The organism is Polymorphospora sp. A560 (assembly GCF_045781765.1).
GTDB classification, from domain to species: Bacteria; Actinomycetota; Actinomycetes; order Mycobacteriales; family Micromonosporaceae; genus Polymorphospora; species Polymorphospora lycopeni.
Genome location: NZ_CP122282.1, coordinates 4,977,067 through 5,003,523, shown reverse-complemented (window position 1 = coordinate 5,003,523; position 26,457 = coordinate 4,977,067). Strand labels below are relative to the sequence as shown.

At 73.6% G+C, this 26,457-nt stretch carries 17 protein-coding genes; 10 read left to right on the top strand and 7 right to left on the bottom strand.

What is annotated here, in order from left to right:
* Positions 1 to 83: 83 nt before the first annotated feature.
* From QCD66_RS22220 to surE, 10 genes are all read left to right on the top strand, one after another.
* Positions 84 to 620 carry an adenylate kinase gene (locus QCD66_RS22220; RefSeq protein WP_375732728.1) on the top strand — a complete coding sequence of 179 codons (537 nt, stop codon included), beginning with the start codon at positions 84 to 86 and terminating at the stop codon, positions 618 to 620.
* Positions 621 to 788: 168 nt separating this feature from the next.
* A complete protein-coding gene (locus QCD66_RS22215) occupies positions 789 to 1,961 on the top strand; it encodes an LLM class flavin-dependent oxidoreductase (RefSeq protein ID WP_375732729.1) in 1,173 nt (390 codons plus the stop codon).
* Positions 1,962 to 1,999: 38 nt separating this feature from the next.
* Positions 2,000 to 3,367: an NtaA/DmoA family FMN-dependent monooxygenase gene (locus tag QCD66_RS22210; RefSeq protein WP_375732730.1), complete on the top strand. Its 1,368-nt coding sequence runs from the start codon at positions 2,000 to 2,002 to the stop codon at positions 3,365 to 3,367.
* A gap of 64 nt (positions 3,368 to 3,431) precedes the next feature.
* On the top strand, positions 3,432 to 4,544 hold the full coding sequence (locus QCD66_RS22205; RefSeq protein ID WP_364212059.1) for an LLM class flavin-dependent oxidoreductase: 1,113 nt from the start codon (positions 3,432 to 3,434) through the stop codon (positions 4,542 to 4,544).
* A 109-nt stretch (positions 4,545 to 4,653) separates the two neighbouring features.
* On the top strand, positions 4,654 to 5,043 hold the full coding sequence (locus QCD66_RS22200) for an SCP2 sterol-binding domain-containing protein (protein ID WP_375732731.1): 390 nt from the start codon (positions 4,654 to 4,656) through the stop codon (positions 5,041 to 5,043).
* Positions 5,040 to 7,082 (top strand): glycogen debranching N-terminal domain-containing protein, encoded by a 2,043-nt coding sequence (locus tag QCD66_RS22195; RefSeq protein WP_375732732.1) that lies wholly within the window; start codon positions 5,040 to 5,042, stop codon positions 7,080 to 7,082. The genes QCD66_RS22200 and QCD66_RS22195 overlap by 4 nt, the downstream gene beginning before the upstream one ends.
* Before the next feature lie 335 nt (positions 7,083 to 7,417).
* Positions 7,418 to 7,999: a DNA starvation/stationary phase protection protein gene (locus tag QCD66_RS22190; protein ID WP_364212051.1), complete on the top strand. Its 582-nt coding sequence runs from the start codon at positions 7,418 to 7,420 to the stop codon at positions 7,997 to 7,999.
* Positions 8,000 to 8,083: 84 nt separating this feature from the next.
* Positions 8,084 to 9,004, top strand: coding sequence for a PfkB family carbohydrate kinase (locus QCD66_RS22185; RefSeq protein WP_375732733.1), 921 nt, complete (start codon positions 8,084 to 8,086; stop codon positions 9,002 to 9,004).
* A gap of 49 nt (positions 9,005 to 9,053) precedes the next feature.
* Entirely contained in the window at positions 9,054 to 9,980 is a 927-nt protein-coding gene (locus QCD66_RS22180; RefSeq protein WP_375732734.1) for a 1-phosphofructokinase family hexose kinase, read from the top strand.
* A 9-nt stretch (positions 9,981 to 9,989) separates the two neighbouring features.
* Positions 9,990 to 10,817: a 5'/3'-nucleotidase SurE gene (gene surE / locus QCD66_RS22175; protein WP_375732735.1), complete on the top strand. Its 828-nt coding sequence runs from the start codon at positions 9,990 to 9,992 to the stop codon at positions 10,815 to 10,817.
* Here the strand turns inward: surE and QCD66_RS22170 are convergent.
* The 7 genes from QCD66_RS22170 to QCD66_RS22140 all read right to left on the bottom strand — a co-directional run bounded on the left by QCD66_RS22170 (position 10,795) and on the right by QCD66_RS22140 (position 26,454).
* On the bottom strand, positions 10,795 to 13,695 hold the full coding sequence (locus QCD66_RS22170; RefSeq protein WP_375732736.1) for a BTAD domain-containing putative transcriptional regulator: 2,901 nt from the start codon (positions 13,693 to 13,695) through the stop codon (positions 10,795 to 10,797). The genes surE and QCD66_RS22170 overlap by 23 nt on opposite strands.
* Positions 13,696 to 13,994: 299 nt before the next feature.
* Positions 13,995 to 14,507 carry an NUDIX domain-containing protein gene (locus QCD66_RS22165; RefSeq protein ID WP_364212036.1) on the bottom strand — a complete coding sequence of 171 codons (513 nt, stop codon included), beginning with the start codon at positions 14,505 to 14,507 and terminating at the stop codon, positions 13,995 to 13,997.
* Between the two features lie 50 nt (positions 14,508 to 14,557).
* Positions 14,558 to 15,619, bottom strand: coding sequence for a winged helix DNA-binding domain-containing protein (locus QCD66_RS22160; protein ID WP_364212033.1), 1,062 nt, complete (start codon positions 15,617 to 15,619; stop codon positions 14,558 to 14,560).
* 50 nt (positions 15,620 to 15,669) lie between these two features.
* Positions 15,670 to 16,989: an MFS transporter gene (locus QCD66_RS22155; RefSeq protein WP_375732737.1), complete on the bottom strand. Its 1,320-nt coding sequence runs from the start codon at positions 16,987 to 16,989 to the stop codon at positions 15,670 to 15,672.
* A gap of 14 nt (positions 16,990 to 17,003) precedes the next feature.
* Positions 17,004 to 18,110, bottom strand: a complete 1,107-nt coding sequence (locus tag QCD66_RS22150; RefSeq protein ID WP_375732738.1) for an acyl-CoA dehydrogenase family protein — start codon at positions 18,108 to 18,110, stop codon at positions 17,004 to 17,006.
* Entirely contained in the window at positions 18,107 to 19,264 is a 1,158-nt protein-coding gene (locus QCD66_RS22145; protein WP_375732739.1) for an acyl-CoA dehydrogenase family protein, read from the bottom strand. The genes QCD66_RS22150 and QCD66_RS22145 overlap by 4 nt, the downstream gene beginning before the upstream one ends.
* A complete protein-coding gene (locus QCD66_RS22140) occupies positions 19,264 to 26,454 on the bottom strand; it encodes an amino acid adenylation domain-containing protein (RefSeq protein ID WP_375732740.1) in 7,191 nt (2,396 codons plus the stop codon). Before QCD66_RS22140 ends, QCD66_RS22145 begins: the two co-directional genes overlap by 1 nt.
* Between the last annotated feature and the right edge of the window lie 3 nt (positions 26,455 to 26,457).

The following is a 26,457-nucleotide window of genomic DNA, read 5'->3' as shown; positions in this document are numbered from 1 at the left end:
CGTGGCTCCTGAGGTGACCCCGCGCCGACCGGCTCCGGGGCCGCGGGTTCGTCGAGGAGGACACGACGACATACCCTCGCCGGGTGGCCGGCCCGTCGAGAATCCTCGTCTACGGGGTGTACGGCTCCGGAAAGTCCACGTTGGCCGAGGAACTGGCCCGGCGGCTGGGCCTGCCGTGGCATCCGGTCGACGACCTGACCTGGGAACCCGGCTGGGTCGAGGTGCCCACGGCGGTGCAGCGTCAACGGATCGGGGCCATCTGCCGGCAGCGGCGGTGGATCCTCGACGGGGCGTACGGCCCCTGGCTGGACCTTCCGCTGGCCCACGCCGACCTCGTCATCGGCCTGGACTATCCGCGCTGGCTGTCGTTGTGGCGGCTGCTGCGCCGGACCGCGCGCCGGGTGGTGACCCGGGAGACGATCTGCAACGGCAACCACGAGTCGCTGGGCAGCGTCTTCTCCACCGAGTCGGTCGTCGTGTGGCACTTCGGGTCGTTCGCCGGCAAGCGCCGGCGGATGCGGCGCTGGCAGGCCGAGCCGGGCGGGCCGCCGGTCCTGCTGTTCCGCCGGCCGGCGGACCTCGAGCGGTGGCTGGCCGGCCTCGGCCCCGGGCAGCCGTGAACCGGCCGTAAAGCCCACTAATCCTGTAGGGATAGACAGGTACGTTCGATCCGGGGTAGCCTCGCAGAAGGGTCCGGCGATAGCCGACAAACCCGGCTTACCGGGCGTGTTCCTCCGCCGCCGAGCCAGGCCCGTCACCACCTCCCACCCAGGAAGCGGAGCCGCGCCATGCCCGACACCCTCCCGTCGATGCATCTCGCCGTGACGCTCGACGGCGCCGGCTGGCACCCCGCCGCCTGGCGCGAGCCGACCGCCCGGCCGGCGGACCTGTTCACCGCCCGCTACTGGGCCGACCTCGTCACCGAGGCCGAACGCGGCCGGCTCGACCTCGTCACCATCGAAGACTCGCTCGGCCCGCAGTCCACCCACCCGGCGGGGCCGGACGACCGCACCGACCGGGTCCGCGGCCGGCTCGACGCGGTGCTGATCGCGTCCCGCGTCGCACCACTGACCAGCCACATCGGACTCGTACCCAGCGTCGTGGTCACCCACACCGAGCCGTTCCACATCGCCAAGGCGATCGCCACCCTCGACTTCGTGTCCGGCGGCCGGGCCGGCGTGCAGGTACGGGTGTCGGCCCGGCCCGACGAGGCGGCCCACTTCGGCCGCCGTCGGCCACCGGACCCCGGCGACGCCGGCGCGGTCCGCGACCTGTTCGACGAGGCGGCCGACTACGTCGAGGTCCTCCGCCGGCTCTGGGACAGCTGGGAGGACGACGCCGAGATCCGGGACGTCGCCACCGGCCGCTTCGTCGACCGCGACCGGCTGCACCACATCGACTTCACCGGCCGCTGGTTCAGCGTGAAGGGGCCGTCGATCACCCCCCGCCCGCCGCAGGGGCAACCGGTTGTCGCCGCGCTCGCCCACGGCAGCCTGTCGTACCGCCTGATCGGCCGCTCGGCCGACCTCGGGTTCGTGACTGCGGACGGACCGGGGCCGGCCCGGGCCGTCGTCGCCGAGATCCGGGCCGCCGCGGGCCGGGCGGGGGAGACCCCGCACGTCTTCGGCGATCTGATCGTGTTCCTCGACGCGACCGCCGCGCGGGCCCGCGCCCGGCGGGCCCGGCTCGACGAACTCGCCGGCGGTCCGCCCGCCGCCGACGCGGCGGTCTTCGCCGGCACCCCGGCCGAACTCGCGGACCTGCTGCAGGAGTGGCAGGAGGCCGGCCTCACCGGCTTCCGGCTGCGTCCCGCCTGCCTGCCGTACGACCTCGAACAGGTCACCCGAGGGCTGGTGCCGGAACTGTCGCGGCGCGGCGCGTTCCGCCGGACGTACCCGGCCGGCACCCTGCGCGGGCTGCTCGGCCTGTCCCGCCCGGCCAACCGGTACGCCGCCGCCTGAACCGCCGGCACCGCCAGACCCAGGAGGGCCAGCCGACCATGGACAGACCACCCAGACAGATCCACCTCGCCGCGCACTTCCCCGGCGTCAACAACACCACGGTGTGGAGCGACCCCCGGGCCGGCAGCCACATCGAGTTCAGCTCCTTCGCCCACTTCGCCCGCACCGCCGAACGGGCCAGGTTCGACTTCCTCTTCCTGGCCGAAGGGCTGCGGCTGCGGGAGCAGAACGGCCTCATCCACGACCTCGACGTCGTCGGCCGCCCCGACACGTTCACCGTCCTCGCCGCCCTCGCGGCGGTCACCGACCACCTCGGCCTGGCCGGCACGATCAACTCCACGTTCAACGAGCCGTACGAGGTCGCCCGGCAGTTCGCCAGCCTCGACCACCTCTCCGGCGGCCGGGCCGCGTGGAACGTGGTCACCTCCTGGGACGCGTTCACCGGCGAGAACTTCCGGCGCGGCGGTTTCCTGCCGCAGGAGCAGCGGTACGAGCGGGCCCGCAGCTTCCTGCACACCACGTGGGAGCTCTTCGACTCGTGGCGGGGCGACGAGATCGTCGCCGACCGGCGGTCGGGGGTGTTCCTCGGCGACGCCCGGGCGGGCACGTTCGCGCACCGCGACGCCCACTTCGACATCGCCGGGCGGTTCACCGTACCGCGCGGGCCGCAGGGCCGGCCGGTGATCTTCCAGGCCGGTGATTCCGACGCCGGCCGGGAGTTCGCCGCCTCCTCGGCCGACGCGATCTTCAGCCAGCACGGCACCCTGGCGGCCGGGCGCGCCTTCTACGCCGACGTCAAGGCACGGCTGCACCGCCACGGCCGTACACCCGAGCAGTTGCTGGTCCTGCCGGCGACGACCTTCGCCCTCGCCGACACCGACGAGGAGGCGCACGAACGGGCCCACGAGATCCGGCTGCGGCAGGTCAGCGGACAGACCGCGATCCGGTTCCTGGAACAACTGTGGAACCGGGACCTGTCCGGGTACGACCCCGACGGCCCGCTGCCCGAGATCGATCCCGTGCCGGGCGAGAACCTGGTCGCCCGCGGCCGGGCCAGCGTACGGATGTACCGCGACCCGCTGGCCACGGCGAAGGAGTGGCGCGAGCGCGCGGCGGCGAAGCGGCTGTCGATCCGCGAACTGGTCATCGAGGTCACCGGCCGGCAGACCTTCATCGGCTCACCGGCGACCGTGGCACGGGCGATGGACGAGTTCGTCCGGGCCGAGGCCGGCGACGGGTTCATTCTCATACCGCACCTGACCCCCGGCGGGCTCGACGAGTTCGCCGACACCGTCGTACCGCTGCTGCAGGAACGCGGGGTCTTCCGCACCGAATACACCGGGCCGACGCTGCGTGACCACCTCGGGCTCGCCGTACCCGAACCGGCGGTCCGGACCGCCGGATGAGGTTCCCCCTGGTCGCGCCCATCGCCTGTGCTCCCGACCCGGCAGAGTGAACGAGGAGAATCCGATGCCCACCACCCCGCTCGCGGTGCTCGACCTGGTCCCGATCCCGTCCGGGGCGACCGCCGCGGAGGCGATAGGCAACAGCATCGACCTCGCCCGGCGGGCCGAGCGGTTCGGATACGCCCGGTACTGGTTCGCCGAGCACCACCTCAACCCCGGCGTCGCCGGCACCTCTCCGGCGATCATGATCGCGCTGGCCGCGGCCGCCACCTCGACGATCCGGGTGGGCTCCGGCGCGGTGCTGATGGGCCACCGCACCGCGCTGTCGACCGTGGAGGAGTTCGGGCTGATCGACGCCCTGCATCCCGGGCGGCTCGACCTCGGCCTCGGCCGCTCCGGCGGCCGACCCACCGAGCCGGCCCCGGCCCCGGTCGGCGGCCGGGCGCCGAACGGGCTGCTGATCCCGCCCCGGTTCTCCGCCGCACACCTGCTCGCCGCGCCCCGCTTTGTCCTGCAGAGAACGCTGCTCCAGCTACCCGGTGCCCGGTCGCAGGACTACGTCGAGCAGGTCGACGACCTGCTGCGCCTGCTACGCGGCACCTACCGGTCCGCCGACGGCGAACCGGCGCGGCCGGTACCGGGCACCGGCGCCCGGTTGCAGGTCTGGATCCTCGGCAGCAGCGGCGGCGAGAGCGCGCAGGTCGCCGGCGCGCACGGGCTCCGGTTCGCCGCCAACTACCACGTCAGCCCGGCCACCGTCCTGGAGGCGGCCGACGGCTACCGGGCCGCGTTCCGTCCGTCGGCGGAACTGGACCGGCCCTACGTCAGCGTCTCCGCCGACGTCGTCGTGGCGCCGGACACCGACACCGCCCGCGAACTCGCCGCCGGCTACGGCCCGTGGGTACGCGGCATCCGCACCGGCGAGGGCGCGATGCCGTTCCCGACCCCCGAGGAGGCCCGCGCCCACGAATGGACCGACGCCGACCGGGAACTGGTCGCCGACCGCGTCGACACGCAGTTCGTCGGCACCCCGACCGAGGTCGCCGACCGGCTCGAACAGTTGCGGGAGGCGACCGGCGCCGACGAACTGGCCGTCACCACCATCACCCACCGCCACGCCGACCGGGTGCGCTCGTACGAACTCCTCGCCCGGGAGTGGCGACGCCGTTCCCGGTGACCACCGGACCCGGCTCCGCGACGGTTCACCCGGACCGGGTGATCCCCGGCCACCCCGGTTGCGGCCAGGGTTGGCGCCGTACGCCGAGCGGAGGGAGCTGTCACCGGTGGTGGACGACATCGATCGGTTCTTCGCCACGCTGGGCGAGACGTCGGTGGGGCGGCTCCCACCGAGCAGGCACGGGACGATCAGGTTCGTGTTGCACCGGAACGGGGCCGTCGACAACTGGCTGGTCACCTTCGCCGGCGGCGGCGCCACCGCGGTGCCCGACGACCGCCCGGCCGGGTGCGTGGTGAACATGTCCGGCGAATGGTTCGAGAACCTGCTCGCCGGCCGCGACCACACCGTCTCGATGACGTTGCGCGACCGCGCCGCCGTCGAGGGCGACCTCACCCTCTTCCTGACCTTCCGCAGACTGCTGCCGCCCCTGGCCGACACCCGCGGTCCGCTGCCCGAGGCCGTCGCCGCGCACGCCCCCCGGCCCGGAGGTGGCGAGTGAATCCGGTCAGCATCTACTACGGCAACCTGTTCATGACCTGTGACCGCAAGGGCGACGTCGAACCGTCCCGGCAGATGCCGCTCGGCCTGTTCTTCTTCGACACCCGGTTCCTGTCCACCTGGCGGCTCACCGTCAACGGGGAGCGCCTGCAGACGCTGTCGATCGACGACCTGCAGTACTTCGAGTCCCGGTTCTTCCTCACCCCCGGCCAGCCGACCCACTACGTCGACACCGACATCTCGGTGTTCCGGCACCGGTGGGCCGGCGACGCCTTCGAGGAACGGGTGTCGGTGCAGAACCACTCGAAGGAGCCGATGGACCTGACCATCCGCCTCGACATCGGCGCCGACTTCGCCGAACTGATCGACATCAAGCACGGCGTCCAGCGGCACCGCGAAACCACGACGACGATCCGGGACGGCGTGCTGACCGTCCGGTACGAGCGCGGCGTCTTCGTCCGGGAGACGCTGGTCGCGTCGAGCCAGCCCTGCGCGACCGACGACAACGGCATGACGTTCACCACCCGGGTCGAACCGCACGGCATCTGGCACACCGACCTGCGGGTCACCGCGCTCCTACGGCCGGCCAAGCCCGCCGACCTGCGGGAGGCGCTGCCCGGTCACCGGCTGCGCAGCACGGAGCAGATCCGGCAGGAACTCGACGACTGGGTGAGCGGGGCACCCCGGCTGCGCACCGACTACGAGCCGCTCCAGCAGACGTACCAGCGCAGTCTCTCCGACCTGGTCGCCCTGCGGTACAAGGGTCTCAACTACCGGGAGTACCAGCCGCTGGCCGGGATGCCGTGGTTCATGAACCTGTTCGGCCGCGACGCGATCTTCAGCCGGATGCAGGCCCTGCCGTTCCTGCCGCAGACCTGCGTACCCGCCCTGCGCATCCTGTCGCTCGCGCAGGGCGCCCGGATCGACCCGTTCCGCGGCGAGGAGCCCGGCAAGATCCTTCAGGAACTGCGGTACGACGAGTCCGCGGCGTTCAACGAGCGACCGCACGCCATCCTGTACGCCGCCGCGGACACCACCCCGCTGTTCGTGATCCTGCTCGACGAGTACGAACGCTGGACCGGCGACACCGAACTCGTCAACGAGCTGCGGTTCGAGGCCACCCAGGCGCTCGACTGGATCGACCGGTACGCCGACCTGGTCGGCAACGGCTACCTCTGGTACGGCCCGCACGGCAGCACCGACGGCACGGTCGGCCAGAGCTGGAAGTGCTCCGACGAGGGTGTCTCCTTCCGCGACGGCCGGCTGGCCGGCTATCCGCAGGCGGCGTGCGAGATCCAGGGCTACGTCTACGACGCCAAGTGCCGGGCCGCCCGGCTGGCCCGCCGGGTCTGGGGCGATCCGGAGTACGCCGACCGGCTGGAGCGGGAGGCCGCGGCACTGCGGGAACGCTTCAACCGCGACTTCTGGATCGAGGACAGGGGATACTACGCGGCCGCCCTGCAGGCCGACGGGCAGCAGGTCGACTCGCTCACCTCGAACATCGGCCACCTGCTGTGGAGCGGCATCGTCGAACCGGACCGGGCCGAGGCCGTCGTCTCGCACCTGCTCGGCCCCACCCTGTTCTCCGGCTGGGGCATCCGTACCCTGGCGACCACCGAGCAGCGCTACAACCCGATCGGATACCACACCGGCACGGTGTGGCCGTTCGACAACTCGATCATCGCCTGGGGGCTGCGCCGGTACGGCTTCCGCCCCGAGGCCGCCCGGGTCGCCGCCGCGATCCTCGGCGCCGGCCGGTACTTCGGCGGGCGGCTGCCCGAGGCCCTTGCCGGCTACGACTCGACCCTGACGAAGTACCCGGTCCTGTACGCCTCGGCCGGCGCCCCGCACGCCACCTCGGCCGGCGCCCCGCTGCTGTTCCTGCGTACCCTGCTGGGCCTGGAACCGTACGACGACCACCTCGTGGTCGACCCGGCCGTGCCGGAGGAGATGGGACAGATCGAGCTGCACGACATCCCCGGCCGCTGGGGCCGGCTCGACGCCCTCGGCCGCGGCCAGCCCGGCATCGCCCGCCGCTGACCGTGCCACCGCCGGCCCGTGTAGCCCGGCGCCTCACCGCCGCGGCCCGTGTGGCCCGCCGCTGACCGCGCCACCGCCGGTCCCGCGTTGTCGATCTGAGCGTCAGGGACCTTATCCGTCGGCGGAAAGGTCCCTGGCGCTCAGATCAGGAAACAACCGCCCGCCCCTGGCCCGGCGGAGCGGCCCGATGGATACCGTCGAAGCATCTTCAGCCCCTCCTTTTCCGGCATATCGTTCGGGTGACGGCCGCACCCACGCCGACGCCGGTACCGGCGACCCCACCCGCGTGGTCGGGAGCGGCATGTGATGCCCGACATCTCCAGGAGGCCACAGGCATGACGAGGTATGTGGAGCGCACCACGAGCACCAGCCAACCCCTGTTGCACCAGCACGGCCGGCAGATCCAGGAGTTCGGCTCCGTACGCCAGTTGCCGGTCGGGCTGTCGTACGACGCCCGGATGTACTCCTGCGAGCGGGTCAACCGCATCCTCTCCGACACCCAGATCCTGTACGCCCTCTACAAGAAGCACCACTGGCTGATGCGCGGCCACACCTTCTACCAACTGCACCTGCTGCTCGACAAGCACGCCGGCGAACAACTCGCCCTCATCGACATGCTCGCCGAACGGGTCCAGACGCTCGGCGGCGTCGCCGTCGGCGACCCCCGGCACGTGGCGGAGATAACCAAGGTGCCCCGCCCGCCGGACGGCGCCGAGGAGGTGCCCGCGATGCTGTCCCGCCTCCTCGAGGCACACGAGATGATCCTGACCGACGCGCACGACGCCGCGGCCCGGGTCGCGGACATGGGCGACGACGGCACCAACGACATACTGGTCTCCAACGTCATCCGGACCGGCGAGCTGCAGGCCTGGTTCATCGCCGAACACCTCGTCGACACCCCGGTCGTACGCGCGTAACCGGCGCCCCGGTTTGGTCGGTACGGCACCGGGTAGCGCACCGGATATGCGGATGACCGATTCGAACTCGCGGAAGGCCGGGCGGTGAACGCCCGGGTGGCCGTCGCCGGCCAGATCGCCCGCGACCTGGTGCTGCTCGTCGACGAGGTGCCCGACGGCGGCCGGTCCGTCGCCGCCCGGCTGCGCCGCGAGATGCTCGGCGGCAAGGGCGCCAACCAGGCGGTCTCGCTCGCCCAGCTCGGCGCCGACCCGGCCTTGCTGGCCGTGACCGGTGACGACAGCGTCGCCGACCAGTTGCTCGCCCAGGCTGCCCGCGACGGCATCGACGTGTCGGCCGTCGTCCGGCGCCGCGAGACGGTCACCGGGCTGATCCTCGAACTGCTCGACGGGCGGGGGCACTGGCGGTACGTCGAACATCTGCCGGACGCCGTCCTGCTCACCGAGGCCGACGTACGCGCCCACGCCGACGTACTGACCGCCGCCGACGCCGTACTGGTGCAGTTGCAGCAACCGCCGACGGCGACGCTGACCGCGGCCCGGCTGGCCCGCGAAGCCGGCCGGCTGGTCGTGCTCGACGGCGTGCCCACCGACGACGGGCACCGGGCCGCGCTGTTCGCCGCCGCCGACGTGCTGCGGGCCGACGACCACGAGACGGAACTGCTGACCGGGGTGACCGCCGGTGACCCGGAGCGGGTCCGGGCCGTTGCCACCGACCTGCTCGCCGCCGGCCCCGGACTGCTCGTCCTCGGGCTCGGCGGGGCCGGGAACCTCGCCGTGTGGCGCGACCCGCGCTGGGGCGAGGGACACCTGCTGGTCCCGTTGACCGCCGAGCACGTCGTCGACACCACCGGCGCCGGCGACGCGCTGGTCGCCGCGCTGACCGTCGCGCTGCTGCGCGGCGACCCGCCACCGGCCGCCGTCCGCTACGCCGTCGCCGCTGCCGGCGCCACCGTGGGGCATCCGGGCGGCCGGCCCGCGCTGGACCGGGCCGCGCTCACGGCGTGACCCGCCTGACGCCGGATTGCCGCCGGCCCGCACTGGGAAGTAGGCGGGGATGACTGGACACGTGGTGGTGTTCGCGCCGGCACCGTTGCTGACCGTGACCATCGAACAGCAGGCCGACGCGGTCGAGTTGCACCTGCACGCGGGCGGGCAGGGCGTCTGGCAGGCCCGCATGATCGCCGCACTGGGGGTGCCGGCCACCCTGTGCGTCACCGTCGGTGGCGAGGTCGGCGATGTCCTGCGGGTCCTGCTCGCCGACGAGAACGTCCAGGTACGGGCGGTGGCCCGGCAGGCCGGCTCGGGCTGGAGCGTCCACGACCGGCGCGACGGCAGCCGGACCGAGATCGCCGAACACCCGGGCGAGCCGATGGTCCGCCACGACATCGACGAGCTTTACAGCATCACGCTCGCCGAGGGGCTGCGCGCCCCGGTGTCCGTACTCAGTGGACCGGCGGCCCCGGAAGTCGTCGACCCCGACGTCTACCGGTGCCTCGCGGCCGACCTGCGCGCCAACGGCGGCCAGGTCGTCGCCGACCTGTCCGGCCCGTACCTCGCCGCGGTCCTCGACGGCGGCGTCACGTTCGTCAAGGTCAGCCACGAGGAACTCATCGACGACGGCCGGGCGAAGGACGACAGCGTCGACGAACTCGTGGCCGCCGCCCACCAGCTCCGCCGCGACGGTGCCGGGGCCGTCCTGGTCAGCCGCGCCGACGCGCCCGCGCTCGCGCTGCTCGACGACGACGTCACCGAGGTGCGCGTACCCCCGCTCCAGGTCGTCGACCACCGCGGTGCCGGCGACTCGATGAGCGCCGGGGTCGCGGCCGTCCTGGCCCGCGGCGGCGACCTGGAACAGGCGGTACGCACCGGCGCCGCGGCCGGCGCCGTGAACGTCACCCGGCACGGGCTGGGCACCGGCCGGGCGGAGACGATCGGGGAGCTGATCGGCCGGGTGCGGCTGGCACCGCTCGGCGAGGGGTAGGCGTTGGACATGGCGGACCGACCGGTACGGATTCTGATCACCAACGACGACGGCGTCGCCGCACCCGGCATCCGCTGGCTGGCACACGCCGCCCGTGGCGCGGGGCACGAGGTCGTCGTCGCCGCCCCCGAGCGGGAGGCCAGCGGCATGAGCGCGGCGCTGAGCGCCGTCACCGACCAGGGCCGGGTGGTGATCACCCGGCCCACCCTGCCCGGCCTGGAGGACGTCGTCGCGTACGGCGTCGCCGCCTCGCCGGCCTACATCGCCGTGCTGGCCGGACTCGGCGTCTTCGGGCCGGCCCCGCGCCTGGTGCTCTCCGGCATCAACCGGGGCGCCAACGCCGGCCACGCGATCCTGCACTCCGGCACCGTCGGCGCCGCCCTGACCGCCGCCAACCAGGGCCTGTCCGCGCTGGCGGTCTCCCTCGACGTGCTCACCCCGGCCGCGGCGACCAGCGCCACCGGGGGTGCCGCCGTCGCCGCCCTCGACACCGCCGACGACGAGGCCCGCAACTGGCCGGCCGCCGCCGACTTCGCGATCGGCCTGCTGCCCTGGCTGCTCGACGCCCCGGCCGGCACGGTGCTCAACCTGAACGTGCCCGACCTGCCCGCCGACCGGATCGCCGGGCTGCGGCCGGCCACCCTCGCCCCGTTCGGGCAGGTGCAGATGGCGGTCGCCGAGCGTGGCGAGGGGTACGTCCGCACCACCGTCGAGGCGTCCGAGCCGCACCCGGCACCCGGCACCGACCTCGGCTGGCTGGCCGAGGGCTACGCGGCCGTCACCGCCGTACGCCCACCGGCCCCCGACCCCGGCGTCACCTTGCCACCGGCCCTGTGACGCCGGCCGGTCCGGTCCACCGGTTGTCCGGGCCGGCGAGGGAGACGATCAGCTCGATCAGCTCCGGCCAGCCGAGCTGCCGGCCCCGGGCGAAGCCCGCGTCGAAGGCGCCGTCGTCCAGGGCGGCCCGCACGGCGGCGGCGTCGCCGGGGGAGTCGAACGGGTCCATCCGCTCCGGGAAGTAGCCGATCGGGGTGCCGAGCGCCGCGACCGCACCGAGCAGGACCGCCCCGTCCCCGGCCCGCCCGGTCCGTCCCAGCGCGCCGGCCAGCGAGTGGGCCGTCGCCAGCCAGCTCGACCGGTCCGTCGCCGGATCGGACTCCAGCAGCAGCGTGGTCAGGGTGTTCCGGGCCCGCCCCGGCATGCCGAGATCCACGCTGACCTTGCTGTCGACCCAGTCCGACGAGATCACCGCCCACCGGTGCCCGCACGAGCGGGCGAGTTCGTTCGCGCGGGCGAGTTCGGCCCGGGCCCGGGGCAGGTCGGTGCAGGCCCGGCTGAGCTGGGCGCGTACGGTCAGCGCCTCGGCCAGCGCCCACGGCCGGTTGACCACCTCGGCGAGCCGGACGGCCTGGTCGGCCAGGGGGAGCGCGCTGGCGATGTCGCCGCTGATCGCGGTGACCGAGGCCAGGTAGATGACGGCGGTGGTGTGCGCGTCCCGGGCCCCGACCCGCTCGCACAGGTCGGCCGACGTCCGCAGCGCCCGGATGGCGGCGGCGTGCTCGCCGGCCAGGTAGCTGACCCCGCCGATGGTCATCAGCAGCCGGGCCCGGGCCAGCGTCCACCCGTCGGGCACGGCGTCGGCCGCCGGCCGCCGGCCGTCCAGCGCGGCCAGGGTACGCCGGCCCCAGCGCAGCCCCTCGGCGATCTGCCCGGTCCGGTACCAGAACCAGGCGAGCGCCCCGCAGATCCGGGCCGCGCACAGCGGGTCCCCGACGGCGAGCGCCGAGGCGAGGGCGGCCCGGATGTTGTCGCGTTCCAGGCCGAGCCGGGCCAGCCAGGTGTCGCCGTCGGGGGTCGGCAGGCGCTGCTCGCCGGTCTCGACGAGCCCCAGCAGCCAGCTCCGGTGCCGGGCCCGGGCGTCGTGGAGTTCGTCGTCGCGCAACAGCGCCGCCGCGTAGAGCCGTACCGACTCCAGCATCCGGTAGCGGCGCGGCGTCGTCCCGGCGTCCGCGGCGACCAGCGACTTGCGGACCAGGCCGAGCAGCGACGGCACCACCTGCGACACCGGGAGGCCGCCGCCGACCAGCCGTACGGCGTCCAGGTCGAAGCCGCCATCGAAGACGCTGAGCTGCCGGAACAGGCGCTGCTCCGGTTCGGTCAGCAGGTGGTAGCTCCACCCGATCGTGTTCTCCAGCGTGGCGTGCCGGTGGTCGTCGCCGTGCCCGGTGTCGAGCAGTGTGAACCGGTCGTCGAGCTGGAACGCGATCTCCCGCAGGGACAGGGCGCGGGACTGCGCCGCCGCCAGTTCGATCGCCAGCGGCAGGCCGTCGAGGTCCCGGCACACCTGGGCGGCGGTCGGCCGGTCGACGTCGGCCGGCCCGGCTCCGGGCAGGACCGCCGCGATGCGCTGCACCAGCAGCTCGACCGCGTCGTCGGGCGGCAGCGGGGCCACGTCGAGGACGGCCTCCCCGGCCACCGCCAGTGGTTGCCGGGTCGTGACGAGCAGCCGGAGCCCCGGGCACCGGCCCAGCAGCGTACGCGCCAGCCCCGCCACCGCCGTCAGCAAATGCTCGGCGTTGTCGAGGACCAGCACCATCTCACGTTCGGCGAGCACGGCCGCCAGTTCGTCGGCGCCGGGGTTGCCCGGTATCCCGACCGTCTCGGCGACCGTCCGGGCGACCAGCGTCGGCTCCCGCAGCCCGGCCAGCTCCACCACCCACGGCCCGTCCGCGTCTTCGCGGCCCCGGCAGAGTTCGAGGACCAGCCTGGTCTTGCCGATCCCGCCCGGCCCGGTGACGGTGACCAGCCGGTGCCGGGCCAACAGGTCCGACAGCGTCGCCAGTTCGGCGGTGCGGCCCACGAACGACGAGTGCGCCACCGACACGTTGCGGCTCGCCGGCAGCGCCACCCGTACCTGCCGGGCCGGCGCCGGTCCGTCGCCGACCGGCTGGTCGAGCGACTCGTCCTGGTTGAGGATCGCCGCCTGCACCCGCAGCAGGCCCGGACCGGGATCGGAGCCGAGATCCGCGGCGAGGCGTTCCCGGGCCTGCCGCAGCACCGCCAGGGCGTCCCCCTGCCGGCCGGCCCGGTAGAGCGCCACCGCGAGCAGTTCCCAGCCGCGCTCCCGCAGTGGATGGTCGATGACGAGCGCCTCGAGTTCACCGATCGCGGTGCTGTGCTCGCCGACCGCGAGCATCGCGGCGAGGCGCTGCTCCCGGGCGACCGCCCGCAGCGACTCCAGCCGGGCCACCTCGGAGACGGTGAACGGCGCGTCGACGAAGTCGCCGTACGCCTGGCCCCGCCACAGCGCCAGGCCCTCGTTCAGCGACTCGAGCGCCCCGGTCGGGTCGCCGCGGTCGAGTTGCCGGTCGCCGGCGGTCACCAGCGCGGTGAACCGTTCGGCGTCGATCGTCTCCGGTGGCACCCGGATCGCGTACCCGGTGCCCTCCCGCACCAGCAGCCGGGCCGGCGTCCGGGCGGCCCGGTTCGGTTCGAGTGCGCGCCGCAGCGCCGCGACGTAGCTGAAGAGGGTGGCCGTCGTCGGCGGCGGCCCGTCGCTCCACACCTGCTCGACGAGACGTTCGGTGGACAGGACCCGGCCCTGCGCCGCGATCAGCGAGGCGAGGACCATTCGCGGCCGGCGGCCGCCGAGGTCGACGGGTTCCCCGTCCAGTTCGGCGGTGAGAGGGCCCAGAACCCGGAACTGAATACTCATGCAAATCCCCACCCGGTTACCGTGCGCCGCCCACGCCGGTCGGGTGGTGTTGTCGGCCCCCCCAGGCACTCCAACCTCACCATAGCCACGCAAGTCGCATCCACTCAGCTCTCAGCCCGGGTTGCAGCGTGCTCCCAGTGGCCCCCAACAGAGTCGCCCGCAACGGTGTGACCAGCGCGTTTGTCCGGCCACCGGTCGGGATTCCACTGGAGGTCGACCGGGCGCACGCTTGGAATGCGTCAGGTTGCCGACTCTCCGGGCATCAGCGGGTCCGCTGTGGACGGCCGCCCGGGGTGCGTTCACCCGCCCCGGGCGGCGAGGAAGCTGGCCAAAACCTCGGTGTGGGTGGAGAAGGCGAGTTCGGTCGGTTCGGTGACGACCAGCCACTCGGTCGCCTCGGCGGTCGGCGCCGACGCCGGCAACCGGTCGGCCGGCTGCGGCGGCAACACGCCGAAGATCAGCAGGGTGCCGCCGCTGGGGGCGCTGTGGACCGCGAACGGGCGTACGGTCTCGGCGTCACCGGTCAGGCCGGTCTCCTCGCGCAGTTCGCGGACCAGGGCATCGCGCCAGTCCTCGCCGTGCTCGATGAACCCCCCGGGCAGGGCGAGCCTGCCGCGGGCGGGTTCGATGTCGCGGCGCTGCACGACGACGCCGAGGCCGTCGGCGGTCAGCACCGGCAGGATCGCCACCGCGACCGGGAGCGGGTTGCGCCAGGTGGTCTGGGCGCAGGCCGCGCACACCCTGGGCCAGTCGGCCCCGGCCCCGTAGACGGTTCCGCAGTACGAGCAGTGCGAGTGCAGAAGACCGGTCACGTCGCACGACGATACCGGGCCCGGCAACGGGTCGCCGGGATCGCCCGGGGTCACGGGAGGTCGGCGTACCGCTGCGGGATGGCGGCCTCGACCCGCTCGGTGAAGGCGGTGAACGGGGTGGCCAGCACCGTCCGGTCCGGTGCCCGGCCGGTGTGCTTCCAGGTGCCGACGACCCGGCCGGCACTCACCACGGTCGGCTGGAACACGCCGTTGCGGCCGGGCACGATCCGCTCGGCGTGTTCGGCGGGTACGACGGCGGTCCGGTCGCCGTAGCCGAGGATGAACTCGTCGAAGCCGGGCAGCAGGAAGACGTCGCCGGCCTCGGCCCGCAGGGTGGCGAGCAGGTCCGGGGTCTCCGGTGCCATCAGGTGTTCGGTCCCGTCGACCTCGACGGCGGCCAGTTCCGGGCGGGCGACCGCCACCCCGGTCCGTACGTCGGTGGTGGTCAGGCCGGACCAGCGCACCAGATCCTTGACCGTGGCCGGGCCGTGGCCGCGGAAGTAGCGCCGGGCCAGCTCGCCAAGCGCCTCGTCGCGGTCCGGTCGCGGCGACGGCGGGATCCACTCGTCGGTGAGCACGATCTCCTGCTCGCCGCCGGACATCGGACCGAAGCACAGCGTGCCGGTCAGCGCCAGCTGCGCCAGCAGGTGGTAGCCGCGTTGTCCGGTGGTGGCGACGCCGGCACCGTCCCAGACGGCGAGCAGGTCGCGCCGGCCCAGCCGGCGGCCACCGGTCAGCGCGTCGACCGCCAGCGCACGGGCCTGCTCGACGACGGCCTCGGTGAGTTCGAGTTCGGCCCGCCGGCGCTTCGCCTGGGCGACCATCCGGGCCGAGGTCAGGTCCAGGATCCAGCGCAGGTCGCCGGCCGCGACCAGGTGCAGGGTGCCGCGCATGGGCCAGGACCGGACGACGTCGCCCGCGTCGAGCGCGGCCTCCACCACCGCCAGGCTCCGGGCGGTGGTACGCAGCGCCACCGACGTGAGCGCACCCCGCAGATCCTGGGCCTGTACGGCGGTCAGCCAGCCGACCACCTCGGCCGGGCCAGCCGGGCCGGGGCCGGCGAGCCGCTGCGCGGTGAGCCGGAGCAGGCCGATGTCGTGCGGTGTCGTCATCGGCCGATTGTCGCCCCCGCCGGTCCGCGGGTCCCCGGTGGGTACGGCGGTCAGCCGGCCTTCGGGGCGGCCGGCAGTGGCGTGACCGGCGGCGACGGCTCCTTGGGGACGACCTCGGACAGGTCCCGCAGCTTCGGGATCGGCGATCGGATCACGAACACCACCGCGAAGATGGTGCCCAGCGCGGCGACGACCATCGTCGCGCGTAGCCCGATCAGGTCACCGAGCGCACCGCCGATGACCGCGCCGATGGCGGCGGTGCCGGTGACCGCGAACCGGTAGCCGGCGTTGGTGCGGCCGAGCACGTCGGAGGTGACCGACGCCTGCCGCAGGCTGATCGCCTGGATGTTGTAGATGACCAGGCCGGCGGCGTTGACCAGCAGCGCGGCGCCGATGACGACGGCGGCGAGCAGCCAGTGTCCGCCGGCGGCGGGGATCGCCAGCGGCGCCACGTTGGCGATCATGATCGAGACGATCAGGGTCGGGCCGAGGCCCCACCGCCGGCCGAGCCGGGCGGAGAGGGTGCTGCCGAGCAGGGCACCGACCCCGGACATGGTGAGCACGACGCCGATCACCGTCGGCGGCAGGTCGAGGCCGCGGGTCAGGTGCAGGATCAGCACCGCCCACAGCATCTGGTTGAACAGGTTGTAGACCGCCGCCTCGATGCCGAGCGCCCGCAGGTAGACGTTGCGCAGCAGCAGCCCGAGGCCGTGCCCGATCTGGGCGAACACCGACGGTCGCGGCCCGTCGTGTCCGGCCGGGGCCGGCTCGACCCGCCGGATGAACAACTGGGTGACCCCGGAGACCAGGAACGTGGCCGCGTTGACCGCGACCGCCACCGGCGCGGTCAGCGTGCCGACCAGCAGACCGGCCGCGCCCGGCCCGGTGAGCTGGGCGAAGGAGCGGCTGCCCTCCAGCCGCCCGTTCGCGTCGACGAGCTGGTCACGCTCGACTATGGACGGCAGGTAGGACTGGTATGCCAGGTCGAACACCACCGTCAGGGAGGCGGACAGCAGGACCAGGACCATCAGCAGCCAGACGTTGAGTCCGCCGAGCAGCGCGATGACCGGGATCAGACCGATCAGGACCGCCCGGCCCAGGTTGGTGCCGATGAGCAGCGGCAGCCGCCGGGTCCGGTCGACCCACACCCCGACGAAGAGGGTCAGCAGCAGGTACGGCGCGAACTGGGCCGCGTTGAGCGCACCCATCTGGAAGGCGGTGGCGTCCAGGGTCTCCGCCGCCAGCAGGGGAATGGCCACGATGGAGATCTGGGTGCCCATCATGGACAGCGACTCCGCCGACCAGAACTTCATGAAGTCGGCGTCCCGGGACAGCCGCCCGGGTCGCTTCTCCGGCTCCGGAGCGTCCATCGTCGGTCTCCTCGTCACCTGAGTTGTTCGCGCAGCAGCGGCAGCACCTCGGCGCGAAGCTGCGTCGGCGAGCCGAGCCACAGCGACTCGATCGCCGCCCGGCGATGGAACAGATGTGCGTCGTGGTCGTTGACCAGGCCGGACGCGCCGTGCACCTGCAACGCTTCGGTGGTCATCGTACGGGCCAGATCGGCGGCCGCGGCCAGACAGCGCGCGGCGGCGAGGCGCGTGTCGCGGCCCTGGTCGGCATCGCGGGCCGCGTCGAGGGTGAGCAGCCGGGCGGCGTCGAGGTGGATGGACAGTTCGGCGAGCCGGAACGCGATCGCCTGGAACCGGCCGATCGGCTGCCCGAACTGCTGCCGCTCGCGGGCGTACGCCACGGCGAGGTCGAACGCGCCCCGGGCCAGCCCGACGAGGTAGCCGGCCTGGCGGATCCGGGCCGTCGCGAGCGCGCGGGACCAGCCCGACCCGTCGGCGCTCCAGACGGCCGGTGTGCCGGCGAGCCGCACGTGGTGCAGTTCGCCCTGACCGAGTTCCTCGTGGCGGCGGACGGTGACCGTCGGATGGTCGCGGGGCACCAGCGCGAGCCGGGGCCCGTCGTCGGTCGTGCCGACCACGAGCAGATGGTCGACCTCGGTGGCGAAGCCGACGAACCGGCGCTCGGCGTGGATGCCGCCGGTCGTCGGGTCGACGGTCATGGCGCCGGGGTCGGCGGGGCTCGCCGCCCCGTCGGCGCGTACGGCCAGCGCGACGCCGCCGTCGCCGGGCAGGTCCCGCCCGCCCCGGGCCAGCAGGTCGGCGGCGGTCACGGTGTCGAGCAGCGGCCCCTGGTAGAGGGCGGCGCCGAGCCGCTCGGTGATCGCGGCCAGCTCCTCGTGGCCGCCGACCGGCGAGTCCGCGACCGGTGCCGGGCCGGCCCCGTCGGCCGCCGGCCCGGCGGTGTCCGGCGGCGGCCCGGTCAGCCCGAGCCCGACCAGGCCCTGCCAGATCATCGCGCGGATCGCCGGGTTGTCGTCGGCCGACCCGTTGTCCGGCCGGGGCCGGTAGGCCATCCGCCGTACCATCGCGGTCAGGTCGGGGTCGAGGAACTCCGCGAGCGCGTGCACCCGGGTCGTGGTCACGTCAGCAGCTCCAATCCCTGGGTGGCGACGACGTACAGCATGATCTGGGAGGTGCCGGCCGCCAGGGTGAGTCCGGGCGCCTCGCGGTAGGCGGCGTCGACGATGCCGTCGGCCGGGGCGTCGGCGTCGCGGGCGTCGAGCACCCCGTCGAGGCCGGTGAACTCCGGCGCCAGGACCGCCAACTCCTTGAACACCTCGGTGACGTGCCACTTGGCGGCCGACGACTGCACGTCGTCGGGGCGGCCCTCGACCAGGTTGGTCACACACCGCCAGGCGAGCAGCCGCGCCGCCCGGACCCGCGCGGTCAGGTCGAGCAGGCGGTGCGCGTACGCCGGGTCGTCGAGCCGGCCGGTGGCCGCCGCCTGCCGCAGCACCGTGTCGAGCAGCCGCTGCGCCTTGGCCGCCGTGTCGACGCCGGTGCGCTCCAGGCCCAGGAAACGGTTGACGGTCTGCCAGCCCTCGTCGACCTCGCCGAGCACGTCGTCGGCGCCCACCCGTACGCCGTCGAGGGTGACGTCGACCATCCGGTCCTCGGTGAGGTTCCACATCGGACGCATCTTGACCGCGAGATTCCGCAGCGGCACCAGGAACAGCGTGATGCCGTGGTATTTCACGCCCGTGTCGGTGGTCCGGACGGCGGCTACCGCGAAGTCCGCGAACTGCGTCTTCATGCTGAAGATCTTGCGGCCGAACAGCCGCCAGCCGCCGTCGCCGTCCGGCTCGGCCCGGGTCCGCAGCGAGCTGAGGTCCGAACCCACCCCGGGCTCGCTGAACAGCACCGCGGCCGACGTCTCGCCGCGGGCCAGCCCGGGCAGCAGCCGGGCGCGCTGCGCGTCGGTGCCGAAGAGCGCGATCGCGAGCCCGACGATGTCGACGCTCAGCCCGTGCGTCACGTCCGGCACCCCGTGCCGGATCAGCTCCTCGGTGACGATCGCCTTCTCGACCATGGTGGCGCCGAGCCCGCCGTACTCCACCGGCCAGTTGGGGGCCAGCCAGCCGCGTTCGCCGAGCCGGCGGTAGACGTCGAGCAGTTCCGGCTCCTCGCCCCCCGGCAGCCGGCGGCACCGGGCCACCGCCTCGACCACGTCCTCCTCGCACAGCAGCGCGCAGACCTCGGCCCGGAACTTGTCCTGCTCCGGGGTGAACAACGGCATCATTCGGCACCTCCGGGGTCGGCCTGGTCGAGGCCCGCGCGCAGGACGCGCGCCAGCTCCGGCAGGTTCGGCGGCTGCAACATCGTGTAGTGGTCGCCGGGCACCGTCCGCCGGTCCAGGCCGCCGGTCGCCACCGCCCGCCACCGGTCGAGGTCGTCGGCGGGCTCGTCGGCCGCGCTGAGCAGCAGCACCCGCCCCGGGTACGGCCGCGGCCGGTGCCGCAGCAGCGCCCGGTAGTTGGCGGTGAAGACCCGTACCCGGGTGGCGAGTTCGTCGGCAAGCCCGCCCGGCACCAGGTCGGCGACGGCGGCGAGCACCGCCGCGACCTGTTCGGCCTCCGGCCGGCCGCGAAGCTGCCCGGGATCGACCGTCGGCGGCCGCGCGCGGGCGATGCCGGCCAGGTCGCGGACGAACCAGGCCAGCAGGTCGGCGTGGTCCGGCTCGTCCGACCCGTCCGGCAGCCCGGTGTCCAGGGCGGCGACCAGCGCCACCCGCTGCCCCCGCTCCCGCAACTGGTGGGCCATCTCCAGCGCCACCGCGCCACCCAGCGACCAGCCGCCCAGGTGGTACGGCCCCGCCGGCTGCTGCCGCTGGACCGCCGCCACGTAGGCCGCCGCCGTCGCGGCGATCGAGGTGCCGGGGGTGCCGCCGTGCAGGGCCGGGTCCTCCAGACCGTAGAACGGCTGGTCCGGTCCGAGCAGCCCGGCCAGCCGGACGTACGGGGCGACCGAGCCGCCGACCGGGTGGACGAAGAACAGTGGCGGCCGGTCGCCGGTGGCCACGATCGGCACCAGCGGGCTGGCCGGGCCGGTGCTCCCCGCACCGGCCGGGCGGATGGCTCCGGCACCGGCCGGGCCGAGGGTCCCGGCCATCGCCTCCAGCGTCGGCGCCGCGTAGAGACTGCGCGGGTCGAGGGCGACGTCGAAGACCCGCCGTACCTCGGCGGCCAGCCGCACCAGGTCCAGCGAGTTTCCGCCGAGGTCGAAGAAGTTGTCGCGGACGCCGATCCGGTCGGCGGCGATCCGGTCGGTGCCCAGCACCCCGGCCCAGATCCCGGCCAGGTCCCGCTCGGCCGGGTTGCGCGGCGCGACGTGTTCCCCGCCGATCTCGTGCCGTGGCTCGGGCAGCGCCTTCCGGTTGGTCTTGCCGTTGCCGGTCAGCGGGATCGCGTCCAGCCGGACCAGGATCGCCGGCACCATGTACGCCGGCAGCCGGGCCGCCAGGTGGGCCCGCAGCGCCGCCTCGTCGTACCCGGTCCCGACGACGTACGCGACCAGCCGGGGGTTGCGGGCGTCGCCGCGTACGACGACGACGGCGTCGGTGACTCCCCTGTGGCCGGCCAGCACGGTCTCGATCTCGCCGAGCTCGACCCGGAAGCCACGGATCTTCACCTGCTGGTCGGCCCGGCCGAGGTATTCCAGCGTCCCGTCGGACCGCCAGCGCGCCAGGTCGCCGCTGCGGTAGAACCGCCCGTTCCCGGTCGGCACGAACCGTTGCGCGGTCAGCTCGGGCCGGCCGAGATAGCCGTACGCGACACCGGGGCCGCCGACGAGCAGTTCGCCCCACACCCCGATCGGCGCCGGCCGGCCGGCGGCGTCGACGACCCGCAGCGGCAGGTCGGGGATGGCGACCCCGATCGGGCTGGCGGAACGGGCCAGCAGTTCCCGGGACAGCACCTGGTAGGTGGTGTGCACGGTGGTCTCGGTGATGCCGTACATGTTGACCAGCCGGGGTCGCTCCTCGCCGTGCCGGTCGAACCAGCGCAGCACCGAGTCGACGTCCAACGCCTCACCCGCGAAGATCACCGTACGCAGCGCCAGCTCGTCGGACGGCCCGCCCCACTCCTCGTCGGCGGCGACCAGTTGCCGGAACGCGGCCGGGGTCTGACCGAGCACGGTGACCCGCTCGCGGCGCAGCAACTCGTGGAACCGCTCCGGTGAACGTGTCTCCCAGTACGGCACCACGACCAGCCGGCCGCCGTGCAGCAGCGAGCCCCACAGCTCCCACACCGAGACGTCGAACGCCGCCGAGTGGAACAGGGTCCAGACGTCGTCCGGGCCGAAGTGGTACCAGTGCTCGGTGCCGCGCAGCAGCCGTACGACGTTGCGGTGCGGGATCATCACCGCCTTCGGCCGGCCGGTGGAGCCGGAGGTGTAGATCAGGTAGGCGAGGTCGGCGCCGGTGACCGGGGTGACCGGCGCCTGCGCGTCCGGCAGGTCCTCGACGGACACCCGCTGGTGGTCGCCGGCGGGCAGCTGCGTGCCGGGCAGGGTCAGCACCGCCCGGACGCCGGAGTCGGCGAGGATGTGGGCCATCCGCTCGGCCGGCTGGTCGGGGTCGACCGGTACGTACGCCGCCCCGGTGCGCAGGATGCCGAGGATGCCGGTGACGAGGTCGGCTGTCCGCGGCAGGCAGACCGCGACCAGGTCGCCCGGCCCGGTGCCGAGTTCCACCAGCTTCGCCGCCACCCGGCCGGCCTGCCGGTCGACCTCCCGGTAGGTCAGCCGGATGTCACCGGCGACCACGGCGACGTTGTCGGGCGTGCGCCGTACCTGCTCGGCGAAGAGCTGGTAGAGGGATTCGTCGGCGGGGAAGTCGGCCCGCTTCGCCCCCCAGCCCTCCAGCGCCGCGTGCTCGGCGGCGGACAGCGGGTCGAGCCCGCCGACCGGACCGTCGGGTGCGTCGACCGCCTGCGCGTAGACGGCGGCGAGGTGGTCGAGTAGGCGGCCGATCCGGTCGGCGTCGAACAGCTCGGTCGAGTATTCGACGTTGAGGTCGACGGGACCGGCGCCGGGGTCGACGGCGGAGATCGCCAGGTCGAACCGGGCCCGGTCCCAGTCGAAACCGACCGGTTCGACGACGGTGTCGCCGAGCCGCAGTTCGCCGCCGGTGACACCGCTGGTCTGCAACGTGAACGACACCTGGAAGAGCGGGTTGCGGCCCGGTACGCGTTCCGGCCGCAGCGTGTCGACGAGGGTGCCGAACGGCACGTCCTGGTGCGCGGTCGCGCCGAGCACGGTGTCCCGGCAGCGGTGCACCAGCTCCCGGAAGGTCGGGTCGCCGGCGACGTCGGTGCGCAGCACCAGGGTGTTGGCGAAGTAGCCGACGAGGGGTTCGATCTCCGACCGGGTCCGCCCGGAGAACACCGAGCCGACCACGAGGTCGTCCTGGCCGGTGTGCCGGTTGAGCACGACCAGGAAGCCGGCCAGTAGTACGGCCAGGAACGACGTCTGCTCGGTGCGGGCCAGGTCCCGCAACCGGTCGGCGAGGTCCGATGGCACCCTCCGGTCGGCCAGCGCGCCGGCCCCGGTCGGCTGGGCCGGCCGGGCCCGGTCGGTCGGGAACTCCAGCTCGGGCAGGTCGGCGAGGCGCTGCCGCCAGTAGCCGAGCTGCTGGTCGAGGAGGTCCCCGTCGAGGGTGCGCCGCTGCCAGGCGGCGTGGTCGGCGGGCTGGACCGCGAGCGTGGCCAGCGTGGCGGTGCCGCCGGTGCGGGCCGCGTCGTAGAGGGCGGGCAGTTCGGCGGTGACGACCCCGACCGACCAGCCGTCGGCGATGATGTGGTGCAGCACGACCAGCAGCACGTGGTCGTCGTCGGCCAGCCGGGCCAGGCAGGTCCGCAGGCCGGAGCCCGTACCGAGGTCGAAGGGGAGCCGGGTCTGGTCGGCGACCCAGCCGGCGAGCCCGGCCGGGTCGGTGCCGGTGACCGGCAACGGCCAGTCGGCCGGCGCCGGGTCGATCACCTGGCGTGGTACGCCGTCGCGCGCGACGAACCGGGTCCGCAGCGCCTCGTGCCGGCCGACCAGGCCGGCCAGTGCCCCGCGTAGCGCGGTCACGTCGAGGTCGCCGCGCAGCCGCAACGCGATCGGGATGTGGTAGACCGGTGACGCCGGGTCGAGCTGGTGCAGGAACCACAGCCCTTCCTGCTGGTGCGACACCGGCAGCGGGCCGGCGCGGTCCACCGGGGCGATCCGGTCGCGGGCCGTGGCCTCGCCGCCGTCGACCAGCTTGCCGAGCTGTTCCAGGGTCGGGTGGACGAAGAGCTGGCGCGGGTCGACGGTGACCCCGAACCCGTCCCGGATGCGGGAGATGAGCTGGGTCGCCTGGAGCGAGTTGCCGCCGAGGTTGAAGAAGCTGTCGTGCACCCCGACCGCGCCGGCGTCGACGTCGAGCAGCCCCTGCCAGATGTCGGCGAGCCGCCGCTCGGTGTCGGTCTCCGGCGGGGCGTCGTGGCCGCCACGGACCGGTTCGGGCACCGGCAGCCGGGCCTCGTCGACCTTGCCGGAGGCGGTGAGCGGCAGCTCGGCCAGTGTCACCACCGTGGCCGGCACCATGTGCAGCGGCAGCCGGTCGGCGAGGTAGCCGCGCAGTTCCTCGTCGCGCGGCTCCTGACCCGCCTCCGGTACGACGTAGGCGGCGAGGAACGCCTGCGGGGTGCCCGGTTCACGGACCACGACCGTGCACTGCCGGATCGCCGGATGCCCGTTGACGGCGTGCTCGATCTCGCTCAGCTCGATGCGTAGGCCGCGGATCTTGACTTGTCGGTCGACGCGGCCGACGAATTCGATGTTGCCGTCGGTGCGCCAGCGTACGACGTCGCCGGTGGCGTACATGCGTTGGCCGGGTTGGGTGGTGAAGGGGTCGGGGAGGAATTTTTCTGCGGTGAGGTCGGTGCGGCCGAGGTATCCGTGGGCGAGCCCGTCGCCGGCCATGTACAGCTCGCCGGGCACCCCGACCGGCACCGGCCGCAGGCGCCGGTCCAGCACGTAGGCCCGCTGGTTGCCCATCGCCCGGCCGATCGGCGGCTGCCCGGTCAGCGGCTCGTCCGGGCACCGGTAGTCGGTGCAGGTGACCGTGACCTCGGTCGGGCCGTACCCGTTGTGGAACTCCAGGCCCGGCCGCTGCCACCGGTTGACCAGTTCCGGCCCGTACGCCTCCATGCCGATGAACAGCACCCGCAGGTCGACCAGCGGCCCGGGGTCGAGCAGCCGCAGTACGGCCGGCGGGATGTCCCCGAACGTGATCCGCTCGTCGCGCATCAGTTCCTGCAACCGGTCCGGGTCGAGCAGCGTGCCGCGCGGGGCACCGACGACCGTCGCGCCGGCCGACAGGGTGGCGAAGAAGTCGGAGACGCTGACGTCGAAGGTGGGGTTCGCCAGTTGCAGCACCCGGTCGTCGGGTCCGAGTCGGAAGAGTTCGCGCATGTTGCGGCAGAAGTTGACGATGGCGCGGTGGGGGACCATGACGCCTTTGGGGCGTCCGGTGGAGCCGCTGGTGTAGATGACGTAGGCGGTGTCTTCGGGGTGGATGTCCACTGTGGGTGGTGTGGTGGGTTGGCTGGTGGTGTGGTCGGTGTCGAGGGTGATGGTGTGGATGTGGTGGGGGAGTCGGTGGGCGAGGTCGGTGGTGGTGACGACGGTGGTGACGTGTGCGTCGTGGAGTTGGTAGGCGAGTCGGTCGTCGGGGTATTGGGGGTCGAGGGCGAGCCAGGCGGAGCCGGTTTTGAGGATGCCGAGTTCGGCGACGGGTAGGTGGAGTCCGCGGTCGAGTAGTAGTGCGGTGACGGTGCCGGGGCGGGCGCCGGTGTGTGCGAGTTGGTGGGCGAGTTGGTTGGCTTGGTGGTCGAGGTCGCGGTAGGTGAGTTCGGTGCCCTCGAACCGCATGGCGGTGCGGTCGGGTGTTTCGGCGACGCGCTCGGCGACCAGGTCGTGCAGCAGCGCGGCGGGCCGCTCCACCGGCGCCGGATTCCACTCCTCGACCATCCGCCGCCGCTCGTCGTGGCCGGTCACCGGCAGGTCGCCGATCCGGGTGTCCGGCTCGGCCAGCGCCCGGCGCAGGACCACCTCGAAGTGCTCCACCAGCCGGTCGATCCGGTCGGCGTCGAACAGTTCGGTGGAATACTCCACCAGCGCGTCGATCCCACCGCCCGGCTTCTCCACGACGGCGAACGCGATGTCGAACCGGGCCCGGTTCCAGTCGATGTCGACCGGGCTGACCGCGACGTCGCCGAGCCGGAAGTCGCCGCTGACCCCGGCCGCCTGCAACGTGAAACTGATCTGGAAGAGCGGGTTGCGGCCCGGCGAGCGATCCGGGTTCAACGCGTCGACGACCAGCCCGAACGGCACCTCCTGGTGCGCGGTCGCACCCAGCACCGTGGCGTTGCAGCGCCCGACCAGCTCGCGGAACGTCGGGTCGCCGGCGACGTCCGTACGCAGCACCAGCGCGTTCGCGAAGTAGCCGACCAGCGGCTCGGTCTGCGACCGGATACGCCCGGAGAAGACCGAGCCGACCGCCAGGTCGTCCTGCCCGGTGTAGCGCTCCAGCACCACCAGGAACCCGGCGAGCAGCACGGCCAGCAGCGACGCCTGCTCGCCGAGCGCCAGCTCCCGCGACGCGGCGGCGACCCGGTCGGGCAGTTCCCGGCGCATCAGCGCGCCGGCACCCTTCGGCTGTGCCGGATGCGGCCGGTCGGTCGGGAAGTCCAGCGCCGGCAGGTCCCGCAGGTTGTCCCGCCAGAAGTCGAGCTGCCGGTCCAGCCGTTCACCGGTCAGCCACCGGCGCTGCCAGGCGGCGTGGTCGGCGGGCTGGATCGCCAGCGGTGGCAGCGCGGCGGCCCGTCCGGCGCGCGCGGCGTCGTAGAGTTCGGCCAGTTCGGCGGTGAGCAGCCCGACCGACCAGCCGTCGGCGACGATGTGGTGCACCACCAGCAGCAGTACGTGCTCGTCGTCGGCGAGCCGGGCCAGCCAGGTGCGCAGCATCGGGCCGCGCTCCAGGTCGCTGGGTTCCTGGACCAGGTCGTTGACCCAGCCGCCGAGCCGGGCCTCGTCGAGGTCGGTGACCGGCACCGGCCAGTCGTCCGGCGCCGGGTCGACCACCTGGTACGGCACACCGTCGCGACTGCCGAACCGGGTCCGTAGCCCCTCGTGCCGCCCGGCCAGGGCGGCCAGCGCCCTGCGCAGCGCGCCGACGTCGAGGTCGCCACGTAGCCGCAACGCGAAGATCACGTGGTAGACCGGCGAGGACGGGTCGAGCTGGTGCAGGAACCAGAGCCCTTCCTGGAGGTGCGAGACCGGAAGCGGTCCACCGTCGCGCGGCACCGGAGTGATCCGCTCCTGCTCCGCCTCCAGCGCCCGCCGCTGCTTGAGCCGCAGTTCGAGCAGCGCCCGCCGCTTCTGGTCGATCGAGGTGGTCATGTC

What these genes read in the sequence shown, in the direction of transcription:
- QCD66_RS22190 (WP_364212051.1), top strand. Translation starts at nt 7,418, where the DNA reads ATGACGAGGTATGTGGAGCGCACCACGAGCACCAGCCAACCCCTGTTG.
- QCD66_RS22140 (WP_375732740.1), bottom strand. Translation starts at nt 26,454, where the DNA reads ATGACCACCTCGATCGACCAGAAGCGGCGGGCGCTGCTCGAACTGCGG.
- surE (WP_375732735.1), top strand. Translation starts at nt 9,990, where the DNA reads ATGGCGGACCGACCGGTACGGATTCTGATCACCAACGACGACGGCGTC.
- QCD66_RS22215 (WP_375732729.1), top strand. Translation starts at nt 789, where the DNA reads ATGCCCGACACCCTCCCGTCGATGCATCTCGCCGTGACGCTCGACGGC.
- QCD66_RS22155 (WP_375732737.1), bottom strand. Translation starts at nt 16,989, where the DNA reads ATGGACGCTCCGGAGCCGGAGAAGCGACCCGGGCGGCTGTCCCGGGAC.
- QCD66_RS22210 (WP_375732730.1), top strand. Translation starts at nt 2,000, where the DNA reads ATGGACAGACCACCCAGACAGATCCACCTCGCCGCGCACTTCCCCGGC.
- QCD66_RS22170 (WP_375732736.1), bottom strand. Translation starts at nt 13,695, where the DNA reads ATGAGTATTCAGTTCCGGGTTCTGGGCCCTCTCACCGCCGAACTGGAC.
- QCD66_RS22180 (WP_375732734.1), top strand. Translation starts at nt 9,054, where the DNA reads ATGACTGGACACGTGGTGGTGTTCGCGCCGGCACCGTTGCTGACCGTG.
- QCD66_RS22160 (WP_364212033.1), bottom strand. Translation starts at nt 15,619, where the DNA reads ATGACGACACCGCACGACATCGGCCTGCTCCGGCTCACCGCGCAGCGG.
- QCD66_RS22205 (WP_364212059.1), top strand. Translation starts at nt 3,432, where the DNA reads ATGCCCACCACCCCGCTCGCGGTGCTCGACCTGGTCCCGATCCCGTCC.
- QCD66_RS22145 (WP_375732739.1), bottom strand. Translation starts at nt 19,264, where the DNA reads ATGCCGTTGTTCACCCCGGAGCAGGACAAGTTCCGGGCCGAGGTCTGC.